This window comes from Opitutus sp. (assembly GCA_024998815.1).
GTDB lineage: Bacteria > Verrucomicrobiota > Verrucomicrobiia > Opitutales > Opitutaceae > Rariglobus.
On the sequence record JACEUQ010000001.1, the window covers coordinates 1,329,243 to 1,350,902 of the forward strand.

Here is a 21,660-nt window from a genome sequence, read left to right on the forward strand (position 1 = left end):
AAAAAGACGGACTTTAGGCGGGCTGCTGCTGGGAAATGCAATGCAAGGTACCCAGGCCCCAGATCAAATCGTAGCAATCAATTGGAATGATCTCACGACCAGGGAAGCAGGACGCGATGATGGCATTGGCCTCGGCGTCACGTTTCTTTTGGCGGAAGTTGGGCACGAGCACCGCGCCATTAATGATGAGGAAATTCGCGTAGCTGGCCGGCACCGGCTGGCCTTGGAAGGCGAACGGCTTGGGCATGGGCAACTCGACGATGTCGAATTTTTTACCCTTGGGGGTTCGGAAGGCTTTTAGCCGCTCCAGGTTTTCGGCCAAAATTTTGTGATTGGCGTCGCGTTTGTTCGACTCGACCACGGTGATGAAACCGTCGGTTTTGTAGAAGCGCGTGATGTCGTCGATGTGGCCGTCGGTGTCGTCACCGATGATGCCGTCGCCGACCCAGAGCACCTGCGTCACCCCGAGGTAATCCTTCAGATTTTGCTCGATCTGCTCACGGGAGAGATGCGGGTTACGGTTTTTGTTGAGCAGGCATTGCTCGCTGGTGAGGAGCAGGCCCTCGCCATTGACGTCAAGGGAACCGCCCTCGAGCACCATGCCGTTTTCAAACCGGCGCAGCTTTAGCTTTTTGGCGACGAGCGGCGGGATGGTGTTATCGAGGTCGTAGGGCGGGTATTTGCCACCCCAGGCGGTGTGAACCCAGTCGGTCACGGCCACTTCGCCCGTGAGCGGGTTTTTAACAAAAATCGGCCCGTGATCGCGGCACCACGCATCGTTGGTGGGATGATCGTAGAAGGTGACCTTGGTGAGATCGGCACCGGCCTTGGTGATTAGCGACCAGGCGCGTTTCTGCAACGGCGCGGCGATGTTGATTCGCACCTGTTCGAAGCGGCTGATCTGGGCCACGATCCCGGCAAACACATACGGGATGGGGCGGAACTGGCCGGGCCAGGATGCGCGCTTGTGCGGCCACGATAGCCAGATGGCCGTTTGCGGAGCCCACTCGGCGGGCATGCGGAAGCCGAGTTCGGCGGGCGTTTGTTTCGTTAATTTAGCCACAATGAAATAGGTCGGGAGGCTGGAGCCCGTAAGGGGCGAAAAAACCCGAGGTGGGGGCGGTTTAAATCACGCCCACCAAGGGCTCCTGCCAGTTAGAATCAGTCGATAAAACGCTTGGTGAGGTCCCCGTAGGCGTCGATGCGCCGGTCGCGCAGGAAAGGCCAATGGGTGCGCGTCACGTCGACTTTGCCCAACTCCACGGGAACGAGGAGAATTTCCTCCTTGTCGACGCTGGCCTTGGCGAGGATCTGCCCGCTGGTGCCGGCCACGAAACTCTGGCCCCAGAACTCCAGCCCGTCGCCACCGATGGGCTGCTCAAGACCGATACGATTGATCGCCGCAACGTAGCAGCCATTGGCCACCGCGTGCGAACGCTGAATGAGCTCCCAGGCGCCATGCTGATTGACGCCGTATTCGGATTTCTCGGACGGATGCCAGCCGATGGCGGTCGGATAAAACAGGATTTCCGCTCCCTGCATCGCCGTGAGGCGGGCGCCCTCGGGATACCACTGATCCCAGCAGATGAGCACGCCGATCTTGCCGAACTTGGTATCCCAAGCCTTGAAGCCGGTGTCGCCGGGCGTGAAGTAAAACTTCTCGTAAAACAACGGGTCGTCCGGAATGTGCATCTTGCGGTAAATCCCCAGCAACGAGCCGTCGGCATCGATGATGACGGCGGTGTTGTGATAGAGACCGCTGGCGCGCTTTTCGAACAGCGAGGCGACGATCACCACCCCGTGCTTCTTGGCGATTTTTTGAAACGCCTCGGTGCTGGGGCCGGGAATCGACTCGGCTAACTCAAAGTACTTATGGTCCTCGGCCTGACAGAAATACTGCGAGCGGAAGAGCTCCTGCGTGCAGATGATCTGGGCGCCTTGCTTGGCGGCCTTCTCAGTGAGGGCGAGGGTTTTCTTGAGGTTGGCCTTCGGGTCTGCTGCGCAGGCGTGCTGCAGCAGACCGAGCGTGACGAGCTTGGGCTTGGACATGAGGAGGACGGAGAAACCGAAACGTTAGTAAACGACCTTGTTGAGCGGATACTCGACGATGCCTTCAGCCCCGAGCTCTTTGAGTTGCGGGATGATTTCGCGCACCACGCTCTCATCGATGATCGTCTCGACGGCGACCCAATCAGGCGAACTGAGTGGGGAGATCGTCGGGTTACGCAAGGAAGGCAGTGCTTTAAGAAGGGCGTCGAGCGAGGCTTTGGGCAGGTTCAGTTTGAGGCCGACCTTGCTGCCCGCTTCCAGGGCTCCACTAAGAAGAAGGGCGATGGTTTCGATCTTCTTGCGCTTAGCTGGATTTGCCCAGCTGGCCTTGTTGGCGATGAGCTTGGTGTTGGTGTAAAGTAGAGTGTCGACGATGCGCAGCTTGTTGGCGCGCAGCGAGGAACCAGTCTCGGTAATATCCACAATGGCATCGACGAGGTCAGGCACCTTAACTTCGGTGGCTCCCCAGGAAAACTCGATTTCGGCGGCGATGCCCTTTTCGGCAAAGTAGCGCTTGGTGGTGTTCATCAGCTCGGTGGCCACGCGCTTACCGGCGAGATCCTCGGGCTTATAAATTGACGAGGACTCTGGCACGCACAGCACCCAGCGGGATTTCAGCGTGGACGCACGACTGTAAACCAAGTCGCAGACCTCGATGACGTCGGAGTTGTTTTCCTGAACCCAGTCGTAGCCGGTCAGACCACAGTCGAAAAAACCATGTTCGACATAACGGCTCACCTCTTGGGCGCGCACGAAACGTCCATCGAGCTCCGGGTCGTCAATCGACGGCTTGTAGGAGCGCGAACTCGTAGTGATCTTCCAGCCCGCCTTGGCGAACAGGTTCTTGGTGGATTCCTCAAGGCTGCCCTTGGGCAGCCCGAGCATGAGCAGGGGAGCGTTTGCAGACACGCGGCGAAGGGACACTTCGCAAACCGAGCGTTCAAGTTTATTCGCAACTCCGGCCCTCCGCGAGGGACGTTTCTTTTGACAAAGTAGTTTAATTGTAAAAATTAGCTAAGTTAGTCGCACCGCCATGCCCCCATTATATGCGAGCTGAACCTAAGCCCCTTGTACTAGTCATCGAAGACGAGCCTGCCCTTTCCGAGCTGATCTGCGTGCATTTGGAGGCGGCCGGCATGCAAACCCAGGCGTACAACCGGTGTTCACTTGCCCAGCGTTTTCTAAAAAACAACTTTGCCAACCTGTTGTTACTTGATGTCAACCTGCCCGACCAGACGGGCTTTGCCTTTCTAGCCGAACTCCACGCCCTAGACATTCACGTTCCCACCATATTTTTAACCGGGAATACGTTGGAGGAAAACAAGGTCCGCGGCCTTGAACTCGGTGGCGACGATTACATCACCAAGCCGTTTAGTTTCCCTGAATTGGTAGCACGCATCCGCGCCGTTTTGCGCCGTGCCGAGTCGAACCAAGACCTCAATCTCACCAAAAACGTCCGCACGGGTGACACCGCCTTTGAATTATGCGGCGCGCTAGTGTCCCCCCTACGCCTTGAAATCACCTTTGCCGGCGAGAAAAAGGAAGGCATTGGCCGTAAAGAATTGGGGATTCTCGCTTTCCTTAATGAACATCGCGGCTCCGTGATTACGCGCAAAGAACTCATCCACGCCGTTTGGGGCATCCACGCCGACGTACAAAGCCGCTCACTGGACCAATACATCGTCAAGATCCGCGATCTATTTAAGCGTAACGGCCATAGCCTCGACTCGTTCCGCACCGTCCATGGCGTGGGTTACTGCTTTGGCCCGGACGATGATACGGCACCGGGCTCTACGTCAGCTTAACGCAAGCGGAGCCTGCTTGGCCGAAGCTAAGGCAAGCCAGGCCTTGTAGCCACCCTGCAGGCTGCGAAGAGCGGTAAAACGATGTAACGAGCGCAGCGATACAAGCGCCTTCATACTGCGCACGCCCCCAGCACAAAACACCACCGTTGGTCGACTGGGATCAAGCGCCGCGAGCACAGCGCCAGCCCCGTCCGTGCCCAACAGCCCAAGCGGTACATGTACCGAGGGTTCAATCATCCCGAGCACGCGCTCCCAGTATTCGCGCACGTCGATGAGTTGCAGCGGTGAAGCGCCACCGGCGGTCGCTGCGCGTTGCTCGGCATGGAACTCGGCGAGAGTAACTTCATCGACGTTGCCCTCACCCGCCAGGGACAGCGCACAGGTTTCCCCATAGCCTTCAGGCGGTAAACCCGTGATCGCCCGACTGGCGGGATCGGCGTCGAAACGCAGCGTGCGCGACGTCATGGTGAGTGAATTCCACAGCAGCAGTCGGCCCGAGAGCGGCTCACCGATCCCGGTGAGAATCTTGATCGCTTCCGTGGCCTGCACCGTGCCGATGAACCCGGGTAACACGCCGAGTACGCCCGCTTCCGCGCAGTTTGGAACCGTACCGGGTGCGGGTGGCTCGGGGAAAAGACAGCGGTACGTCGGCCCGTTTTTATAGTTAAACACGCTGGCTTGACCCTCAAACCCCTGAATCGCCCCGTAAACCAACGGCCGCTCGGCGAGCACACAGGCATCGTTAACCAGGTAGCGCGTCGCAAAATTATCGGACCCGTCAACCACTAGGTCGTGGGCGCGAATCAGCTCAAGTGCATTGGCGCGATTGAGGCGGGCTACGAGGGGAGTGATCGCGATACAGGGATTGAGAGATCGCAGACGCTGGGCAGCCACCACCGCCTTGGGTTGTCCGGCGTCGGCGGTCGTAAACAAAATCTGTCGCTGAAGATTGGAGACGTCGACCGTGTCGGCATCGATAATCGTGAGTTGCCCGACCCCGGCGGCGGCGAGGTAGAGCAGTATCGGGCAACCGAGTCCGCCGGCGCCGATCACCAGCACGCGGCTGCGCTGAAGCGACGCCTGCGCCTCGGGGCCGAAGCCGGCGAGCGACAGGTGGCGTTGATAGCGGGCGAGTTCGTCGGCGGTGAAGGACATTGTACGGATTTTAAGCGCGAATAACCATCAATTGGCGGCCACCACGACAGGCGCGTTCGCCCCGTCATAGCTGGCGTCCCAGTCCTTCCAGACGGGTTCGTAGCCGACTGATTTAAGGAAAGCGGCGACTTCTGCGGGGGGGCGGTCGTCGTTGATGGCAAACTGTTCCAACGACTCCGGTTCACTGGCGTAACCGCCCGGATTGGTGCGAGAACCCGCGCTCATGGAGGTGAACCCGAGTTGGTAGGCGTGGTTGCGGAAATGCGGGCTTTCACGGGTCGAAAGCGACAACTCGATCTCTTGGCTAAAGAGACGGAAGGCGCAGGCCGCCTGGACAAGTTCCCTTTCGTTAAACGGCGTAACCGGGATCTCGTTACCCTCATGCGGGCGTAATCGGGGAAACGACAGGCTGTAGCGGGTGCGCCAATAGTATTTCTCCATGTACTGCAGGTGCAGTCCCAAAAACCAGGACTCAGCTCGCCAATCGGAAAGACCGTAGAGTGCACCCAGCCCGATTTTTTTAACGCCGGCGCGGCCGAGCCGGTCAGGCGTATCGAGGCGATAGGCCATGTCGGCCTTTGGCCCCTTTAGGTGATGCTTCGGGTAGACTGCGGGATCATAGGTTTCCTGATACACCAACACCGCGCTCAGTCCTTCAGCGGTGAGCGCTGCATATTCGGCTTCTTCCAACGGCTGAACCTCCATGGAAAGACTGGAGAAATGGGGGCGCAGGAGGCGAAAGGCGTTTTGCAGGTAGTCGAAGCCGTAGCGGGAGGACTCGCCGGTCACGAGAAGAAGGTGGTCAAACCCGTAGGCCGCGACCGCCTTGCCGTCTGCGAGAATTTCGGCGTCGTCGAGGGCCTTGCGAGGGATGCGGTTTTGCGCACTAAAGCCGCAGTAGCTACAGATGTTCGCGCAGACGTTGGTCAGGTACATCGGCGCATAAAGCTGCATCGTGCGACCAAAGCGGGCGACGGTCAGCCGGTGGCTCAGGGCGGCCATCTCCTCGAGAAAGGGCGCGGCAGCGGGTGAGAGCAACGCGGCGAGGTCGTCGAGGTTGAGCGCCCTGCCCTGCTTGGCTAGGGCGCGGCTCACATCGTCGGCGGTACGCATGGTTATGGACGCGGACACGGCGGAGAAGTCGTGTTGTTTCCAGGTGTCGACGAAGGTCATGGGCGGTCGGGATAAATCAGGCGAGGTGGCGACGCCAGCGAGGGGCTAAACGCCCGAAAGGAATGCGGTGAGCGGCGAGGTGCCGTGGGCTTCGGGAGCGACTTTGGACGCGCGTCCGGCCAGCCCGGCTTCGTAACCAAGACGGCCGGCTTCGACCGCCAGCTTGAAGGCCGCGCCCATCGCAACCGGGTCGGTGGCAGCGGCAATCGCGGTGTTAACCAGGACGGCATCGGCCCCCATCTCAAGGGCGGCGGCGGCATGCGAGGGCGTGCCGAGTCCGGCGTCGATGACAACCGGCACGCGCGACTGGGCGATGATGATTTCCAAAAACGCGCGCGTCTCCAGTCCGAGGTTACTGCCGATGGGGGCACCCAGCGGCATCACGGCGGCGGCACCGGCTTCTTCGAGCTGTTTGCACAGCACCGGGTCGGCGTGAACGTAGGGCAGCACCACGAAGCCGCGTTTCACCAGCTCGCGGGTGGCGAGCAGCGTCTCGATCGCGTCCGGCATGAGGTATTTCGGATCGGGGTGAATTTCCAGCTTCAGCCAGTTCGTGCCAAGGGCTTCGCGCGCCAGTTCGGCAGCTAGGATAGCCTCCTTGGCGTTGCGCACGCCTGAGGTGTTGGGCAAGAGCCTGTACTGCTGGGCATCGAGGTGGTCGATGATGTCGTCGGGCGCGCCGTCGGTGCGCACCCGGCGCAACGCCATGGTGACAAGCTCGGCCCCCGAGGCGGCCAGGCTCGCGGCCATCACGGACCCGGAGCTGTATTTACCCGTGCCGAGAAAAAGGCGGGAGCGGAGCGTGACACCGGCAATGACGAGGGGGGATGTTTTCATGGTGAATACGGATCAGGAGGACTCGGACCAAGCGGCGAGGAAGGCGGCATGGTTGGCGGAGACCTGGGTGTTAACGTAGAGGGACGACGAGACGGCGACGCCGGCCAGACCGGCGCGGCGCAGGGCGGGTAGGTCGGCGGGTTGGACTCCACCGATGGCCCAGGCCGGCAAACCGCCGAGGAGCGGCAGCAGGCTGGCGATGCCGTCGAGGCCAAGGACGGGGGCCAGTTTTTGTTTGGTCGCGGTGAAACGCAGCGGGCCGATGCCAACGTAATCGAGCACGTGAGCGGCAGCTGCACGGCGGGCCGCATCGGCGTCGTTGACGGTACCGCCGAGGAGTTTTTCGGGGCCGAGGCGGGCGCGGGCGGCGATCCAATCCTCATCGTGTTGGCCGAGGTGAACCCCGTCGGCCTCGGCGGCGAGCGCGATGTCCAAGTTGTCGTTAATGGTGCAGAGCGCCCCACCCTCGTGGCAGATGGCCACGACCTCGCGGGCGGTGGCCAGCCAAAGGTCGGCAGCGGTGTTTTTGACCCGGAGCTGGATCCAGCCGGCGCCGGCGGCGACGAGCGCCCGGGCTTGGTCGGCATGGGACAGCGGCAGACCGTCCAAAGTGAGGGCCATGACCGGAGGAAAGTGGGCGGGATCAAGCGGCATGGGCGTAACGACAGGCGTGATTGAGTTGATTGAACGCGCGCACTGGATCGGCGGCCTGCCAGACGGCGCCGAGCACGGCCACACCATCGAAACCGTAGTCGCGGCAGGATGGAATCCGGTCGGCGTCGATGCCGCCGAGGGCCACGACTTCGGCGCGGCGCGGGAGCGAAAGGAGCGCCTTAAGATCGGTAAAAACGAAGTCCGCCGAAGGACCATGGCCGGTCTTGGAAATGGAGTTAAACACCGGGCTAACCAGCAGTCGGTCGTAGTCGCCGAGAGAATCTCGCAGCGTGGACAACGTGTGCACCGCACGACTACGCAGCCGGACTGACGACCGCAAAGTGTCACCTATTAGGTGACACTTTGGCTGGGTTGGCTGGTCGCGGTCGTGGATGCCACCCACGGCGAATTCACCTGCGAGGTCGTGGTGCGTGTGTAACACGATGCGTGCATGCACCGATTCCGGCAGCGCCCGGAGCCACGTGGCGAGTTGCGCACGGCTCCAAGCTGGCTTGCGCAGGTGATAATGCGTCAGCCCGGCACTGAAGAGTTCCGCGAGCACGGCGGGCTCGCGGGCGTCTTCAGCTTCGGGGGAGATGACAATCAGGCGCACGGGAGCTTTTAACCGCCTTGAGTGGCTTGGATGACGAGGACGCGGTCCCCCTCAATGAGCTTGCGCCCCGCCCAAGCGGCGCGCGGCACCACCTCGTCGTTGAGAGCGATAGCCACGCCTTTGCGCTCGCCCAAGCCGAGCACACGCGCCAACTCGGCGAGTGCGGTGTCGGCCACGACCTCGCGCGGCTGATCGTTGACGCGAATGTTCATGAGCGGGAGACGGGGACTGCGGCGGATTATTTCTTTTCCTCGAGATAGATTTCCCCGCCGGCGGCATGGAACTCCGCGGACTTGGCCTTCATGCCGGCCTCAATCGCCTCGGAGGTGTTCAGGTTGTTCTCGTCGGCGTAGCGGCGAATGTCGTCGCTGATGCGCATCGAGCAGAACTGAGGGCCGCACATGGAGCAAAAATGCGCGGTCTTGGCGCTATCCTGGGGCAGCGTTTCGTCGTGGTATTCACGGGCGCGATCCGGATCGAGCGAGAGGTTAAACTGGTCCTGCCAGCGGAACTCGAATCGCGCTTTGCTGAGAGCGTTGTCGCGGTATTGGGAAGCAGGATGGCCTTTGGCCAAATCGGCGGCATGGGCGGCGATCTTGTAGGTGATCACACCGGTGCGCACGTCGTCGCGGTTGGGCAGGCCGAGGTGCTCCTTGGGCGTCACGTAACAGAGCATCGCGCAACCGTGCCAGCCGATGATGGCCGCACCGATGCCGCTGGTGATGTGGTCGTAACCGGGGGCGACATCGGTTGTGAGCGGCCCGAGGGTGTAGAACGGCGCCTCGTCGCACCACTCCAACTGCTTTTCCATGTTCTCGGCGATCATGTGCATGGGAACGTGGCCCGGGCCTTCGTTCATGACCTGCACGCCGCGAGCCCAAGCGCGTTTGGTGAGTTCACCCTGCGTTTTGAGTTCGCCGAACTGGGCCTCGTCATTGGCGTCGGCGATGGAGCCGGGGCGAAGTCCGTCACCGATGGAGAACGACACGTCGTAAGCGGCCATGATGTCGCAGATGTCATCCCAGTGGGTGTAGAGGAAGTTCTCCTTGTGATGGGCCAGGCACCACTTGGCCATGATCGAGCCGCCGCGGGAAACAATGCCCGTCATGCGGCGCGCCGTCATCGGAATGTAGCGCAACAGCACCCCGGCGTGGATCGTGAAATAATCCACGCCCTGCTCGGCCTGCTCGATGAGCGTGTCGCGGAAAATCTCCCAGGTCAGCGCCTCGGGACGTCCACCGACTTTTTCCAGTGCTTGATAAATGGGTACGGTGCCCACGGGGACCGGGCAATTACGCAGAATCCATTCGCGGGTCTGGTGAATGTTTTTGCCGGTCGAAAGATCCATCAAGGTGTCGCCACCCCATTTGACCGACCAGCGCATTTTCTCGACCTCCTCGTCGATCGAGGACGCGACGGCGGAGTTACCAATGTTGGTGTTGATCTTAACCAGGAAGTTGCGGCCGATGATCATCGGCTCGAGCTCGGGATGGTTGATGTTAGCCGGAATGATGGCACGGCCCCGGGCAATCTCGGAACGGACAAACTCAGGGGTAATTTCCTTGGGGATGGCGGCGCCGAAGGACTGGCCACCGTGCTGGCGCCAAAGGGAGTTGCGCGGGCCCTGCTCGGTCATCTCCAACAGGTCACGCGAGCGCTGCAGCTTCATGTTCTCACGGATGGCGATGAACTCCATCTCGGGGGTGATGATGCCCGCCTTGGCATAGGCGAGCTGGGTGACAACCTTGCCCGGCTTGGCGCGCAGGACTTTGTTGGCGCCACGATCGAAGAACTTGATCGGATTGCGACGGCCCTCGGCCTCGGCTTGGGCGCGGTGGCCTTCGGAGAGATAACCGTCGTCGATCGGCTTGATTTCACGGCCGTCGACCTGATCCACATCACCGCGTTCGGTGATCCAGGCGTGGCGGATCTTGGGCAGGCCCTGGGAGGAATCACCGTGGAAAGCGGCATCGCCCCACGCCCCGGAGGTGTCGTAAACGCGCACCGGCTCGTTGACCACCTCGGTGCCGTTGGGCAACTGAGTGGGCGACAGAGCGATCTCGCGCATGGGCACGCGCAAGTCGGGACGACTGCCGGTGACGTAAACGCGGGTGGACGCGGGGAACTCGCGGCGGTTGGCCGATGAATCGGCGGGCTCGGTCTTGGTGGCGGAGGTGGACATGATGGTAAGGAGGTGAGTTGCGTGCGGTCACCAAGGCCATCAGGAGCGTAAAACCCAACGCCTGCGCGGCGGGTTCCGTTTTCCCTTCGACGGTGCTAACCGCATCAGGTTCGAAGGCTTGAGGGGCGGATCGTGCCCCAGTCTCAGCCCGACGCCTCGGGTTCGCCTAAACAAATGTGCCGTGAACAGACGGGGTCCGCGCGGAAGTTTCAACTTAATTTAACGCTCGCGCGATGAGCAGTCACAGCAGGTTGAGCAACCGGTTACTTTAAACCCTTGGCATGCGAGCCACCCGCTGTTTGATGCAACTTCCTTTCATGTTTGAGACCCTACTCAACTTTTTTCAGAACTCCCCTCTTTCACTTTGGGGCCCCTTTTTTGTTCTGCTGTTATGCGGGCTGGGACTACCCATCCCGGAGGATATTGTCTTGGTCACTGCCGGCGTGCTTGCACAGGACCAAGGGCGATCATGGATCGAAGTGGCCCTGTTAATGTATGCCGGTGTACTTGGAGGCGACTGCATTACCTTTTTTGCCGGTCGGCATGTCGGCGGCTGGGTGCTCACATCCCGTTGGTTTCAGCGGATTGTATCGCCCCAGAAACAGGCAAAGGTCGTCGATTTTTTTGACCGCTACGGGCCGATGGGATTGTTCATCGGCAGGTTCTTACCGGGATTACGTGCACCCATCTTCTTTTCCGCCGGTTCGATGAAAGTCCCGTTTTGGAAATTACTCCTTTTCGACGGGGGCGCGGCATTGATCAGCGTTCCCGTCTTTGTGTGGCTGGGCCACTGGCTTTGGGGGAAGTTCAAAGATGACCTTGAGCAATTTAATCAGACCTTGGGAAAGTCCCAAGGCTATGCGCTCTGGGCCGGTATCGGAATCGTGCTCATCGGCATAACTGTATTCATCATGTGGCGGCAGCGTCGCAGGACCGCCCTTGCGACTCCGAAATCCTGATACACTTGGCGTCCCCGGCCAAATCAGGACTTCTAAACTACGGGTTCGACTGCGGACTGATCGTTGAAGCGGGACGGCTGGAAATAAAGCTGGGCAACACACCCAGTGGTCGGGCTTTTTTCTGCTCGTCCCATTTCCGTAAAATCGCAGCGGCAACCGGTACGGCGTAACGTCCACCGGCCGTTTCCTCACCTGGAGTGTCCCCTTCCATCACTACGGCAATAGCAACCTGTGGGTTTGTGATCGGCGCAAAACAAATGAACCAGGCAAAGTTAATCGCCCCTTTGGGCGTCTGCTTCTGCGCCGTACCGGTTTTCCCTGCAATGCTGAGCCCTGGTATCTTCATGAAGGGCGACTGTAACACCTTCGCCGTCCCTGTTTGAGCGCAGGCCTCCATTCCGGCCACCAAGGCGGCGTACTGTTCACGCGTAAGCCCACTCGGGGCGCTGTGCTGCGCACCGCGATTATCCTCATGAAGAATAGTGGGGCGGGTGGTTCGCTCATCACGTGCAACCGAGGCCATAAAAGCCGCCATCTGCAGAGGTGTAACGAGCAGGTCGCCCTGTCCAATGGAGAGGTTGGCGGTGTCGCCTGGATACCAACGCTCGGAGCGACGCTCCAGTTTCCAATCGGGGTCGGGAACCAGAGAGCCGCGGGTCTCCGCGATTTCAATCCCGCTGGCGCGACCAAACCCGTATGCACGGGCCTCGGCGGCGAGTCCCGCTACACCCATGTCGAGCCCCTGCTTGTAATAATAAACGTTACAGCTCTTTTCGATGGCAGTGACTAAGTTGATGGGCCCATGGGCGTGACCGTCGTGGCAGGGAAACTTGCGGCCGCCCACCTGATAGTAACCGGTGCAAGTCACCAAGGCATCAGGGTCGATCGTGCCGGCGCGTAGGCCGGCTATGGTCGTGAGGATTTTAAAGGAGGATCCAGGTGGATAAAGACCGTGGGTTGCACGATTAAGCCAAGCACCCCGTTCATTGATGTCGCGGGCTGCAACATGCCCGAGGTGCGGCACAAAATCCAAAAGACTGTAATCGGGCTTGCTCGCCAAAACCAACACCTCTCCGGTGCGCACATCCAACGCTACAGCAGCGCCTGCGAGTTCGGTTTCCGCCATGGCCTTCTCAGCGGCAGCTTGCAGTTCCGCATCGAGCGAAGTGTGAAGGTTGTGCCCGTGAACCGGCTGCCGCTTGGATAAGGGCGGGTTAACCCGGTAGCCGGCCGGATCGACACGGTAAATCGCCCCGCCGGTTTCCCCCTGTAAATGCGCATCGAAACGAGCCTCAAGCCCCTGACGGCCAATGGTGCCCTTCATCTTGAACGTGGTGAGCTCAGCGCCCGGAAAATCATCGGAAGCGTCCGGGGCATCATTACTGGTCACGTAACCCAGCGTATGAGCTGCGATGGAACCGCGCGGATAGTCACGAATACTGGAAGCGTAAACTTGAAGCGGTGAAGTCACCGGCAGGTGTTCAATCAGGCGCGCATACTCAGAAGTTTTGAGGTCGTCGACCAACAGGTAGGGCAAAAGCAGTTGCCGATGGAAGTGCTTATCAAGGTCGTCGGCGTCGAGCTCCGTAGTCCGACCCAGAGTGCTGTTTATCTGATCAAGGTAACGGTGCACGACGGTAAAGCGGGCGATGCGCTCCATCTGGGAACCCGAGGGCACGTCCTTGTCGCCGGCGGCACGATAGGCTTTTCGGATACGGATGTATTCAGCTCGAAAGTCTTTGCGCAACTCGCCCAGATAGAGGGTTACGGCGAACCGGGGCCGGTTGGCCACGAGTGGCCGTCCCTCGCGATCGTAGATATTGCCACGCGGCCCCGGCACGAGAATGCGCCGCTGATTTTGCTTTCGTTCACTTTCGTGAAAACGCTCGGTGAGCCATAGTTGCTGATAAGCCAGGCCACCCGCAAGAATGAGCAGCAGCACGGCAATGACGGGATAAAAAACAATCACCCTCGGGTCGTACCCCTTGTGTGTTTCAACCAAATTCCCGCGATCTTTACCATTTGAGGGCATGACTCAAATCGAGCGGCTCGAATACGTACGCGTGGTGCCTGCGGTGCGCTCTAGCACTCTTTGTTGAATGGCAAAAAACCAAGGGGCGATCACCGCAAGCACGACCTGCGAAAAAAGCAGATCAGCAAAGCTGCGCATCCAAGCGCGGGCAGACTCGCCCCCCTCATCAATGCGCAAAAAACCCATGGCAAGAAAAAGCCCTAAATTGGCCAACAAGGAGACCACCACGCCGACTGCGACCTCACCGCGTGGAGCCCTTGCGCGCAGAGTAAATACAACTGCATGAGCAGCGAGAAAAAGGAATCCCTGCGTGCCGAAGGCAACCGGCGCATTGGCATCAAGTAACAAGCCGGCAAGGAATGCGGCCGACGCCCCAGGCCCATAGGCCATACGCAGCCCAGCAAACGCGACGAATAAGCCGCCACACCATACGTGTACCTGCCAGGTGGCGAGCTGGTGGTTGAGTTGCCCCAGCAATAGCGCGAGTAACAGCGAAGCCGATACAAGGATTAACACCCGGCGTTTCATACGGTTAATCGCGCTGCGCCGTGGCCTCCGGCACCAGCACTGTCACTTCACTCAGATCGGATAGGCCCGCGTCTAGTTTAACATCCCCTGATTTGAATAGGCCATCGGTGCTGGGCTCAACGCGGGTCAAATAGCCGATGGTGAGATTGGGCGGAAACACCCCGCCCAGTCCAGAGGTGACCAACCGACGGGGTGTGGCGGGGGTCACAAAAACATCAAGAGGCACGTATTCAACCGTTGCGAAAGCAGGCCCATAGGTGGGATTGATACCGCCTTGATAGCTTACGGGGCGGGTATCGCCCTCTGCAGCAGCGGCGATGCGAACACCCGGGCTGCTGACCAAATCCACCACCGAGGTGTACGCATACACTTCGCGAATACGCCCCACCACTCCACCTTCGTAGATCACGGGCGCACCCTCGACGATTCCGTAGTTGCGCCCCTTGCGGATGGTCAATTGCTGCCACCAGGAGGAGAAATCCCGCCGCACAACACGCGCCACTTCGGAGCGATATCCGGGAGTAGGCGGCATCTTGAGCACCCGCTCCAGGCGATCGAGTTCGGCGCGCAGGTTGGCATCCTGCTGCAAGCGTACTTCATAGGATGCGTTTAGATGCGCCAGATCCCGACCAGCCTCAATTAACTCGTTTTTTGGCCTGGTTTTGAGCGACCAGAACGTTTGCAGGTCGCGGATGTAAGAGGCCGTGGTTTCAAACGGAGCCTGAAGTTCGAAAAAACTAACTCTGGCCATGCGCTTGATCGCGGTGGGCAGCAGAATCCACGCAAGCAGGACGAGGCCGAGCGTGACAAACGGTTTAGCCTGGTCGAAACGCTGAGGGGGCACGGGGCGGCGGTAATCGCAGAGTAGCTATCGCAACGGCTCAGACGTTCTGAAGCACCCAATTGAGATCGTTAAGGACTGCGCCCGTGCCGTTAGCGACGGCAGAAAGCGGATCGTCAGCGACAATCACCGGAAGACCGGTCTTGTCGCTCAGCAAGCGATCGATGCCACGGATCAGCGCACCGCCACCCGCCATTACAAAACCGCGATCCACTAGGTCAGCGGAAAGCTCAGGCGGGCAGCGCTCCAAGGTGGAACGGACTGCATCCACGATTGCCGAGATGGGGTCGTTGAGCGCCTCGCGGATTTCCTGCGAGGTGATGTGAATCGTCTTGGGCAAACCGGCCACCGAATCGCGTCCCTTGACCTCCATGGTGAGCTCTTCCTCGAGCGGGTAAGCCGAACCGATGCGAACCTTGATCTCCTCCGCCGTACGTTCGCCGATGAGCAAGTTGTACGCGCGCTTCATGTAGTTAACGATCGCGCTGTCCAGTTCGTCACCTGCAACACGTATCGACTTGGAGAACACGATACCTGAAAGAGAAATGATCGCAATTTCCGTGGTTCCACCGCCGATATCCACGATCATATTGGCTGCGGGTTCATCGATAGGCAGACCCACGCCGATAGCGGCGGCCATAGGCTCTGGAATGGTGATGACATCACGCGCACCGGCATGAGTGGCTGAGTCCTTCACTGCGCGCTTTTCAACCTCAGTGATGCCCGACGGGATGGCGATTACGACACGTGGGGCCACTCGCAGAGCGTTATTGTGCACCTTTCGAATGAAATAGCGCAGCATCTCCTCGGTCACATCGAAATCGGCAATGACGCCGTCTTTCATTGGACGGATGGCGGTGATATTACCGGGAGTACGCCCGAGCATCTTCTTGGCTTCTTCGCCCACGGCGCGGACCTTACGGGTGACGGTGTCCAGGGCGACCACGCTGGGCTCACGCAAAACGATGCCCTTGTCTTTAACGTAAACGAGGGTGTTTGCGGTGCCGAGATCGATGCCGATGTCGTTGGAGAAGTAGCCGAAAAGATTCGATGCCATGTGCTGTAAAGATACGGCGACGCTTGCGCCGTTAAGATTACAAACGAGCGAAGCGAGTGAGTGTCAAAGGGGAAAACGGATGCCGCCCCTTAAGCCAAAAAAACGCCCAATGCGTTGGGTGTACTCGGGCTTGGGTTTAGCAAAAAAAAACGCGCCCCAAGGGCGCGTTTGCAGGAAAGAACTTAATCTTAAAATCAGTTAGAACCGTGGGTCTTGGTGGCTTCAGGCTTAACGGCGGCCTTTTTATCAGAGGAATCGGCGGAATCCGCTTCGCCTTCTGCGGAAGCCTTTTTAAACTCCTTGATCGATTTACCCAAGCCTCTCGCCAACTCAGGTAATTTTGCTCCACCAAAAAGGAGCACGACGATGGCCAAAATGAGAAGGAGTTCAGCTCCACCTAAACCAAAGGCAGCGATAGGAAAATAGAGGCTATTCATAGTACGACAAAAAGTGTTGGGGCTGTCAGGATTCGACGCAAGGGGGAAAGTGAAATCATGGATTAGAGGGTGCACACATCACTTCGTCTCCGACATGAGGAGCACCCGCGATGAGCCGCGTGCCGAGGATACGCCCCCTAAGATACGATGAAGACTGGAGGCGTGCCGTAGGTCTCAGGTCATCAGTCCGCGAAATCAGGATACGCGTAGCAAAATCAGGAGGCAAAACGGTGAAGGCCCTTACTTCGACCAGTACTGATTTACTCGATGGCTCGATTGCAATTACCCGCCCCACGACAAGCGACGAACTGAATGCCATGGTCATGGCATTCACCTTTGCCCCCGTGGCTATGTCGGCGGGGGCTTTACGCCCTAGGGAAGCACAACCCGCCAAAAGCAGGCAGCCAAGCGCTAGGGCGCAAGCGCGAAGCATAACGGCCGCAGCTCAGGGGGTCTGAGGGATGACCGGCTTGTTCGCTTGAACCTGCTTGAGCAGGTTCTGCGCATTGTCGATCTGCTCGGCGTCGAAGAAACCGTGCAACTGACGAATGCGCGTCGGGTGACGCATTTTGCGCAGTGCTTTGGCCTCGATCTGACGAATGCGCTCGCGGGTCACCTTGAACTGCTTGCCAACCTCTTCAAGGGTGCGGCTGTAGCCATCGACCAAACCGAAGCGAAGGGAGAGAACTCTGCGTTCGCGCTCGGTGAGGGAATCGAGCACGTCGATGATCTTCTCGCGGAGCAGCGAGTACGCGGTCATGTCGTAGGGGTTCTCGGCGGATTTATCCTCGATGAAATCACCGAAGGAGGTGTCGTCACCGTCGCCCACCGGGGACTGAAGCGAGATGGGCTGCTGGGCCATCTTCATGATCTGCTGCACGCGCTCGACGGGCAGGTTCATCTCATCGGCGACCTCTTCAGGGGTGGGCTCATGGCCGAACTCCTGAAGGAGCTGCTTCTGCACCTGCATGACCTTGTTGAGGGTCTCAATCATGTGCACCGGAATACGAATGGTGCGGGCCTGATCGGCGATGGAGCGGGTAATGGCCTGACGGATCCACCACGTGGCATACGTGGAGAACTTGTAGCCGCGGCGGTACTCAAACTTCTCCACGGCCTTCATCAGACCCATGTTACCCTCTTGAATGAGGTCGAGGAAGGAGAGGCCTCGATTGGTATACTTTTTCGCGATTGAGATCACCAAGCGCAAGTTGGCCTCGACCATTTCAGTCTTGGCCTTGTGCGCCTCACGAACGTGGACGTTGGTCTGCTGAACCACTGCCAAAAATTTATCGGGCGCGATACGGTTCTCGGCCTCAATCTGCTTGAGCCGGACATTGATCGCCTTCGAGTCGATTGCAGCGTCCTTCTTGGTCTTCGGGTGCTTGGCGCGGTCGAGCTGTTGATCGAGCTGCTCGATCTCGCTGAGCACGGGCTGAAGCTGCTCGAGCCACTCCTCATAAACTTTCAGTTTGAAGTAGAACTTGGAGAAATTGGCGCGGAGGGTGGCCTCACGCTTGGTGTGCTTGGCGAGGATTTTTTTACGGTCCGCCTCAGAACGTGCCTTGAGGAACTCCTCCCATGAATCGGCGACGGCCTCTTCGTTTTTCTGCGTCAACTCAACGAGCTTGGGAAGGCCCTTGAAATAGATGTCCCGGCTCTCGATCTTTTTATCGATAACGACACGGTCAAAACGCTCCTCGCGGGTGATCAACTTGGCTCCGAGCGTCGCAATGTATTTGCCGATCACGGCAGCCTCAAAAAGGGCGCTCTGGGCCTTGAGCTCGGCATTTTCGATGCGCTTGGAGATTTCAACCTCTTGTTCGCGGGTAAGCAGGGGAACTTGGCCCATCTGCTTGAGGTACATGCGAACCGGGTCGTCGAGGATGTCGTGTTGCGAGGAACGCGATTCCTCCTCCTCAGCCTCTTCCTGGCGCTGCTTGTAATCCTCCACTTGGTCAGGCTCAAGAATCTCGATCTCCAAATTCTGGAGAATGGAGAGGACGTTATCGATCTCCTCTTGGTTTTCGACCGAGTCAGGCAAGGCCTCATTGATGTCGTCGAACGTGAGGTACCCCTGCTCTTTGGAGAGACGAATGAGGTTGCGAATCTTGTCATTGATACCGCCGGCGGGAAGATCAACGCCAGGGGACGCCGCATCACCCGAACTTGGGCGAATACGTTCAATGGCAGCCTCGACGGCTTCGGAATGGGTATCGGAATCTACGGACTTGGCTTTACGCGGCATAGTATGAGGCGGGATCGGGAAAATGATTAAGCTGCGGGCAGCCTCAAAGGCGCGCGCAGCTGTCGCTTAATATCGAGGAGTTCTTTAAAGAGAGAATTTGCGTCAAAGTCACTGTCCGCAGAGCCCTTGGCTAGGGCAAGTTCTATTTGCCGAACGCGCGGATCGAGTGCGCGGGACTGGATGAGTCGAAGAGCCTCATTGCCAACTTTCACGGGGTCATCGATTTGCGGCGACTCAAAGAGCAGTGACGCCACCAAGGTGCGCTCCGCTTCGGTTTCAATCAAACCATCAAGATGATCACGACCCGGCCAAGCATCCTGCTCGAATTCAGCAAGAAAGCGGTTGAGCAGGGCCCCGGCCGAGTGACTCAGGTCGATCCAGTCGTGCGGCAGTGTGCGGCTAAGCGGGCTGCCCACGGTTTCAAAATGGAGGATCAAAACAAGCAGGTGATGCTCAGGCGTATCCTTGGTTGGTATGAGCGGAGCGGGCACGACAACCGAAGCCTCCGCAGCTGCGGCGGAGGGCGGTCGGGATGACTGAAGCCGATCGTGGCGGAGTCGCTGCTGGTCGAAATCTTTTTGCACAGCCGAGAGCGGCAGCCGCAACAGCCCGGCTGCTTCAGCGAGGAATTGGGATCGGGCAATCTCGGACTCGGCATTGAGAATGAGCGCGTGCAGCTCGGCGGCGACCCGTGCCTTTTGCTCCGGGGTGGCGGTTTCCGGCGACGGCAGAAAAGCCCGGCAGGCGAAACCTATGGCTGAAAGGGATGCCTTACTCACCGCATCATAGCCGGAGAGCCCGCGCTCAAGGAACAGGAGATCCGGATCGATTTTTGTGTCGGTCGCACCGCCGAGAAAACGCACCTCAAGACCGGCCTTCAGTGCCATGGGCAGGAAGCGCAACGCGGCCTTCTGGCCTGCGCTATCGCCATCGAAAAAACACTCCACTTGCGTGTGGTAGCGCCGCAACAAAACCAGTTGCCCCTCGGTGATCGAGGTGCCTTGCGGTGCAATGGCCGTCTTCAGGCCGACACTCCAACTGCGAAGGGCGTCCAACTGACCTTCAACCAGCACAAACGGTTTGCCTTCGCCAACTTGGCTGCGCGCTCGATCGAGGTTAAACAACAGGTTGCCCTTGGTGAAAATCGGCGTCTCGGGGGAGTTAACGTATTTGGCCTCGCGGGCCGGGTCGTCTTCCGGGGTGAGGTCGGTCTGCCGAGCGGTAAAGGCAACCACTCGCCCTTGATGGTCGCGAATGGGGATCATCAGCCGGCCGCGAAATCTCGGCTTGAGCGAGTTGAGCCCGAGCAGGGCGCCCTCACGCATAAAAAAAAGGCCGCACTGCCGAAGCGCTTCCTCGGAATGCATTTTCTTGAGCAACACGGCTGCAAGCGAGGTGTCGGATGGCTCGGTCGCGCCTATTTTAAATTCCTCGGACAGTTCCAGCGAAAACCGGCGCTTGCCCGTCCAATACTCGCGCATCCAAGTGCCCGTGGAGGTGGAAGCACGGAAGGTTTGGTGAAAATGTTCGGCTGCGGTTTCGTGGATGTCGAAGATCTCCTGTCTGAGCGAACGCTCCTCACGACTGGGCCCGCCGGAGCCCGCCTCGTACTCAATCGGCACACCAAAACGCTGGCCGAGCGCCTCAATCGCCTCGGTAAAATTCAGCTGCTCGGTCTCCCGGACAAACGTGATGATGTCGCCGGCCTTGCCGCAGCCAAAGCACTTGTAAAACCCCTTGTCAGGATCGACATGAAAAGAGGGCGATTTTTCGTTATGAAACGGGCATAGCCCCTTGAACCGCGAGCCCGCCTTTCGCAGGGTCGCCACCCGCCCCACCACATCGACTATGTTCACGCGAAGCTTAAGATCGCGAAGACAGGTAGGCTTAATGGCGGGCATGAAATAGGAACGAATTAGGGGAGACGAACTTTGCACTTTTACCCCGACGCCGGGTGTGTCAAGAACTGCACGCCTGCGCGCCCACAATGGTCTCATTGGCGGCCGCCACGCGCTTCATGCTCAACTTCCGCTTCGCCATTTTACGCCTGCTCGTGCTCGCCACCTGGACCACCGGTTCACAGGCGGCCGACGCTTTGCCTCGCCCCCCACCTCCGCCTGCATCCCCAGTGATATGGCAGGCAACTTTGCCCAACTTCTCCGACTCGACCTACGCAGCGCGTGTCGAACAATTGATCTCTCAATTCGAGGTTTCCTTGGGGCAAAAAATCGCCCCCGGTGAAAAAGGCCGGGTGGGGATTAAGATTTACGCCGACTCAGGCCCAGGGCTCGCCACGCCACTGGGACTCACCAAGGCGGTGATCGCAGCGCTGCAAAAACGCGGCTACGCCAAGGACAAGATTTTCCTCGTTGGCCTCAACCAACAACGCCTGCGTTACACCGGCTACTTGCCTTCTCTGTCCACAGGAAAATCCGCCTTCGACGGGCACCAAATCTACGTGCTCGAGTCAGGCCGCTACTTCGACCCGGTGTGGTTTTACGACAGTCCCCTGCCCTCGCGCTTCGATCCGATCCTTGTGCAAAAAAGCACCGAGGCCTTCGATCCGGAGACATCGCTGGAGGAAGATCGTAAAAGTTTCCTCGCCACGCCGCTGTTCGTGGACGCCGATTTCTGGATAAACCTTCCCGTTTACACAGACCATGCCGTGCTCGGAGTGAACGGCGCGCTGGTTAACGCCACGCTTTGGAACGCCTCCAACACGGCGCGATTCTTTCGCAGCCCCGCCAGCGCTCCCGCCGCAGTTGCCGAGATGAGTGCGATCCCCGAGTTGCGCGGAACTTGGATGTTCACCCTCGCCAGCTTGGAGCGATACCAGTTTATCGGCGGCCCTTGGTTCAACTCACTTTACACCGTCTCCGAACCCCTGATCTGGCTTGGAACAGACCCGGTGTTACTCGACGCACTCATGCTCGAACGGATTAACCGCTACCGAACACAAGAGGGGTTTAAACCAGTTTCAGAGGACATCCGAACCCTCGAGTTTGCATCGATCCTCGGCGTGGGTTCACGCAAGACCGCCGACGCAAAGTTTGTGCCGGTTGGCAATTGATTGAAAATGCCCTTGTCTCA

The 21,660-nt window shown here is 59.2% G+C and carries 20 protein-coding genes and 1 riboswitch; of the genes, 3 read left to right on the top strand and 17 right to left on the bottom strand.

Annotation, left to right across the window (positions count from 1 at the left end; all coding sequences use genetic code 11):
• Positions 1-13: 13 nt before the first annotated feature.
• From H2170_05780 to H2170_05790, 3 genes are all read right to left on the bottom strand, one after another.
• Positions 14-1,018: an agmatine deiminase family protein gene (locus H2170_05780; protein MCS6299596.1), complete on the bottom strand. Its 1,005-nt coding sequence runs from the start codon at positions 1,016-1,018 to the stop codon at positions 14-16.
• A gap of 143 nt (positions 1,019-1,161) precedes the next feature.
• The gene (locus H2170_05785) at positions 1,162-2,049 is read right to left on the bottom strand and encodes a carbon-nitrogen hydrolase (protein MCS6299597.1); all 888 of its coding nucleotides are present in this window, start codon (positions 2,047-2,049) and stop codon (positions 1,162-1,164) included.
• A 24-nt stretch (positions 2,050-2,073) separates the two neighbouring features.
• Positions 2,074-2,934, bottom strand: a complete 861-nt coding sequence (locus H2170_05790; protein ID MCS6299598.1) for an ATP phosphoribosyltransferase — start codon at positions 2,932-2,934, stop codon at positions 2,074-2,076.
• Between the two features lie 161 nt (positions 2,935-3,095).
• Between H2170_05790 and H2170_05795 the strand changes: the two genes are divergently transcribed.
• Positions 3,096-3,854: a response regulator transcription factor gene (locus H2170_05795; GenBank protein MCS6299599.1), complete on the top strand. Its 759-nt coding sequence runs from the start codon at positions 3,096-3,098 to the stop codon at positions 3,852-3,854.
• Here H2170_05795 and moeB read toward each other — a convergent pair.
• The 7 genes from moeB to thiC are packed head-to-tail and all read right to left on the bottom strand — an operon-like array spanning position 3,846 to position 10,468.
• Complete coding sequence (moeB, locus tag H2170_05800; GenBank protein MCS6299600.1) at positions 3,846-5,009, bottom strand: molybdopterin-synthase adenylyltransferase MoeB; 1,164 nt, start codon at positions 5,007-5,009, stop codon at positions 3,846-3,848. The genes H2170_05795 and moeB overlap by 9 nt on opposite strands.
• 27 nt (positions 5,010-5,036) lie before the next feature.
• Positions 5,037-6,182 carry a 2-iminoacetate synthase ThiH gene (gene thiH / locus H2170_05805; protein ID MCS6299601.1) on the bottom strand — a complete coding sequence of 382 codons (1,146 nt, stop codon included), beginning with the start codon at positions 6,180-6,182 and terminating at the stop codon, positions 5,037-5,039.
• A 45-nt stretch (positions 6,183-6,227) separates the two neighbouring features.
• Positions 6,228-7,019 (bottom strand): thiazole synthase, encoded by a 792-nt coding sequence (locus tag H2170_05810; GenBank protein ID MCS6299602.1) that lies wholly within the window; start codon positions 7,017-7,019, stop codon positions 6,228-6,230.
• Positions 7,020-7,031: 12 nt separating this feature from the next.
• Positions 7,032-7,673, bottom strand: coding sequence for a thiamine phosphate synthase (locus H2170_05815; protein MCS6299603.1), 642 nt, complete (start codon positions 7,671-7,673; stop codon positions 7,032-7,034).
• A complete protein-coding gene (locus H2170_05820) occupies positions 7,663-8,286 on the bottom strand; it encodes a thiamine phosphate synthase (GenBank protein MCS6299604.1) in 624 nt (207 codons plus the stop codon). The genes H2170_05815 and H2170_05820 overlap by 11 nt, the downstream gene beginning before the upstream one ends.
• 8 nt (positions 8,287-8,294) lie before the next feature.
• The gene (gene thiS, locus H2170_05825; GenBank protein ID MCS6299605.1) at positions 8,295-8,498 is read right to left on the bottom strand and encodes a sulfur carrier protein ThiS; all 204 of its coding nucleotides are present in this window, start codon (positions 8,496-8,498) and stop codon (positions 8,295-8,297) included.
• A 26-nt stretch (positions 8,499-8,524) separates the two neighbouring features.
• Positions 8,525-10,468, bottom strand: a complete 1,944-nt coding sequence (gene thiC / locus H2170_05830) for a phosphomethylpyrimidine synthase ThiC (GenBank protein ID MCS6299606.1) — start codon at positions 10,466-10,468, stop codon at positions 8,525-8,527.
• A 64-nt stretch (positions 10,469-10,532) separates the two neighbouring features.
• A riboswitch (TPP riboswitch) is annotated at positions 10,533-10,646 on the bottom strand.
• A gap of 139 nt (positions 10,647-10,785) precedes the next feature.
• Between thiC and H2170_05835 the strand changes: the two genes are divergently transcribed.
• Positions 10,786-11,427: a DedA family protein gene (locus H2170_05835; GenBank protein MCS6299607.1), complete on the top strand. Its 642-nt coding sequence runs from the start codon at positions 10,786-10,788 to the stop codon at positions 11,425-11,427.
• 37 nt (positions 11,428-11,464) lie between these two features.
• Here H2170_05835 and H2170_05840 read toward each other — a convergent pair whose 3' ends face one another.
• The 7 genes from H2170_05840 to dnaG form a co-directional block, all read right to left on the bottom strand.
• Entirely contained in the window at positions 11,465-13,459 is a 1,995-nt protein-coding gene (locus tag H2170_05840; GenBank protein MCS6299608.1) for a peptidoglycan glycosyltransferase, read from the bottom strand.
• 3 nt (positions 13,460-13,462) lie between these two features.
• Complete coding sequence (locus tag H2170_05845; GenBank protein MCS6299609.1) at positions 13,463-13,987, bottom strand: hypothetical protein; 525 nt, start codon at positions 13,985-13,987, stop codon at positions 13,463-13,465.
• A gap of 4 nt (positions 13,988-13,991) precedes the next feature.
• On the bottom strand, positions 13,992-14,762 hold the full coding sequence (locus H2170_05850; protein ID MCS6299610.1) for a rod shape-determining protein MreC: 771 nt from the start codon (positions 14,760-14,762) through the stop codon (positions 13,992-13,994).
• A 106-nt stretch (positions 14,763-14,868) separates the two neighbouring features.
• Entirely contained in the window at positions 14,869-15,885 is a 1,017-nt protein-coding gene (locus H2170_05855) for a rod shape-determining protein (protein ID MCS6299611.1), read from the bottom strand.
• Between the two features lie 194 nt (positions 15,886-16,079).
• Positions 16,080-16,322 carry a twin-arginine translocase TatA/TatE family subunit gene (tatA, locus tag H2170_05860; protein MCS6299612.1) on the bottom strand — a complete coding sequence of 81 codons (243 nt, stop codon included), beginning with the start codon at positions 16,320-16,322 and terminating at the stop codon, positions 16,080-16,082.
• 445 nt (positions 16,323-16,767) lie between these two features.
• Complete coding sequence (rpoD, locus tag H2170_05865; GenBank protein MCS6299613.1) at positions 16,768-18,570, bottom strand: RNA polymerase sigma factor RpoD; 1,803 nt, start codon at positions 18,568-18,570, stop codon at positions 16,768-16,770.
• A gap of 26 nt (positions 18,571-18,596) precedes the next feature.
• Positions 18,597-20,471: a DNA primase gene (gene dnaG / locus H2170_05870; GenBank protein MCS6299614.1), complete on the bottom strand. Its 1,875-nt coding sequence runs from the start codon at positions 20,469-20,471 to the stop codon at positions 18,597-18,599.
• Between the two features lie 86 nt (positions 20,472-20,557).
• Here dnaG and H2170_05875 point away from each other — a divergent pair, with 86 nt between their 5' ends.
• Positions 20,558-21,640, top strand: coding sequence for a DUF362 domain-containing protein (locus H2170_05875; GenBank protein ID MCS6299615.1), 1,083 nt, complete (start codon positions 20,558-20,560; stop codon positions 21,638-21,640).
• Positions 21,641-21,660: the final 20 nt, after the last annotated feature.

Excerpts from the sequence above, each read along its gene's own strand:
- H2170_05835 (MCS6299607.1), top strand. The coding sequence starts at position 10,786 with ATGTTTGAGACCCTACTCAACTTTTTTCAGAACTCCCCTCTTTCACTT.
- thiC (MCS6299606.1), bottom strand. The coding sequence starts at position 10,468 with ATGTCCACCTCCGCCACCAAGACCGAGCCCGCCGATTCATCGGCCAAC.
- tatA (MCS6299612.1), bottom strand. The coding sequence starts at position 16,322 with ATGAATAGCCTCTATTTTCCTATCGCTGCCTTTGGTTTAGGTGGAGCT.
- moeB (MCS6299600.1), bottom strand. The coding sequence starts at position 5,009 with ATGTCCTTCACCGCCGACGAACTCGCCCGCTATCAACGCCACCTGTCG.
- H2170_05810 (MCS6299602.1), bottom strand. The coding sequence starts at position 7,019 with ATGAAAACATCCCCCCTCGTCATTGCCGGTGTCACGCTCCGCTCCCGC.
- H2170_05845 (MCS6299609.1), bottom strand. The coding sequence starts at position 13,987 with ATGAAACGCCGGGTGTTAATCCTTGTATCGGCTTCGCTGTTACTCGCG.
- rpoD (MCS6299613.1), bottom strand. The coding sequence starts at position 18,570 with ATGCCGCGTAAAGCCAAGTCCGTAGATTCCGATACCCATTCCGAAGCC.
- H2170_05855 (MCS6299611.1), bottom strand. The coding sequence starts at position 15,885 with ATGGCATCGAATCTTTTCGGCTACTTCTCCAACGACATCGGCATCGAT.
- thiH (MCS6299601.1), bottom strand. The coding sequence starts at position 6,182 with ATGACCTTCGTCGACACCTGGAAACAACACGACTTCTCCGCCGTGTCC.
- H2170_05875 (MCS6299615.1), top strand. The coding sequence starts at position 20,558 with ATGGTCTCATTGGCGGCCGCCACGCGCTTCATGCTCAACTTCCGCTTC.
- dnaG (MCS6299614.1), bottom strand. The coding sequence starts at position 20,471 with ATGCCCGCCATTAAGCCTACCTGTCTTCGCGATCTTAAGCTTCGCGTG.
- H2170_05780 (MCS6299596.1), bottom strand. The coding sequence starts at position 1,018 with ATGCCCGCCGAGTGGGCTCCGCAAACGGCCATCTGGCTATCGTGGCCG.
- H2170_05785 (MCS6299597.1), bottom strand. The coding sequence starts at position 2,049 with ATGTCCAAGCCCAAGCTCGTCACGCTCGGTCTGCTGCAGCACGCCTGC.
- H2170_05815 (MCS6299603.1), bottom strand. The coding sequence starts at position 7,673 with ATGCCGCTTGATCCCGCCCACTTTCCTCCGGTCATGGCCCTCACTTTG.
- H2170_05790 (MCS6299598.1), bottom strand. The coding sequence starts at position 2,934 with ATGCTCGGGCTGCCCAAGGGCAGCCTTGAGGAATCCACCAAGAACCTG.
- thiS (MCS6299605.1), bottom strand. The coding sequence starts at position 8,498 with ATGAACATTCGCGTCAACGATCAGCCGCGCGAGGTCGTGGCCGACACC.
- H2170_05840 (MCS6299608.1), bottom strand. The coding sequence starts at position 13,459 with ATGCCCTCAAATGGTAAAGATCGCGGGAATTTGGTTGAAACACACAAG.
- H2170_05795 (MCS6299599.1), top strand. The coding sequence starts at position 3,096 with ATGCGAGCTGAACCTAAGCCCCTTGTACTAGTCATCGAAGACGAGCCT.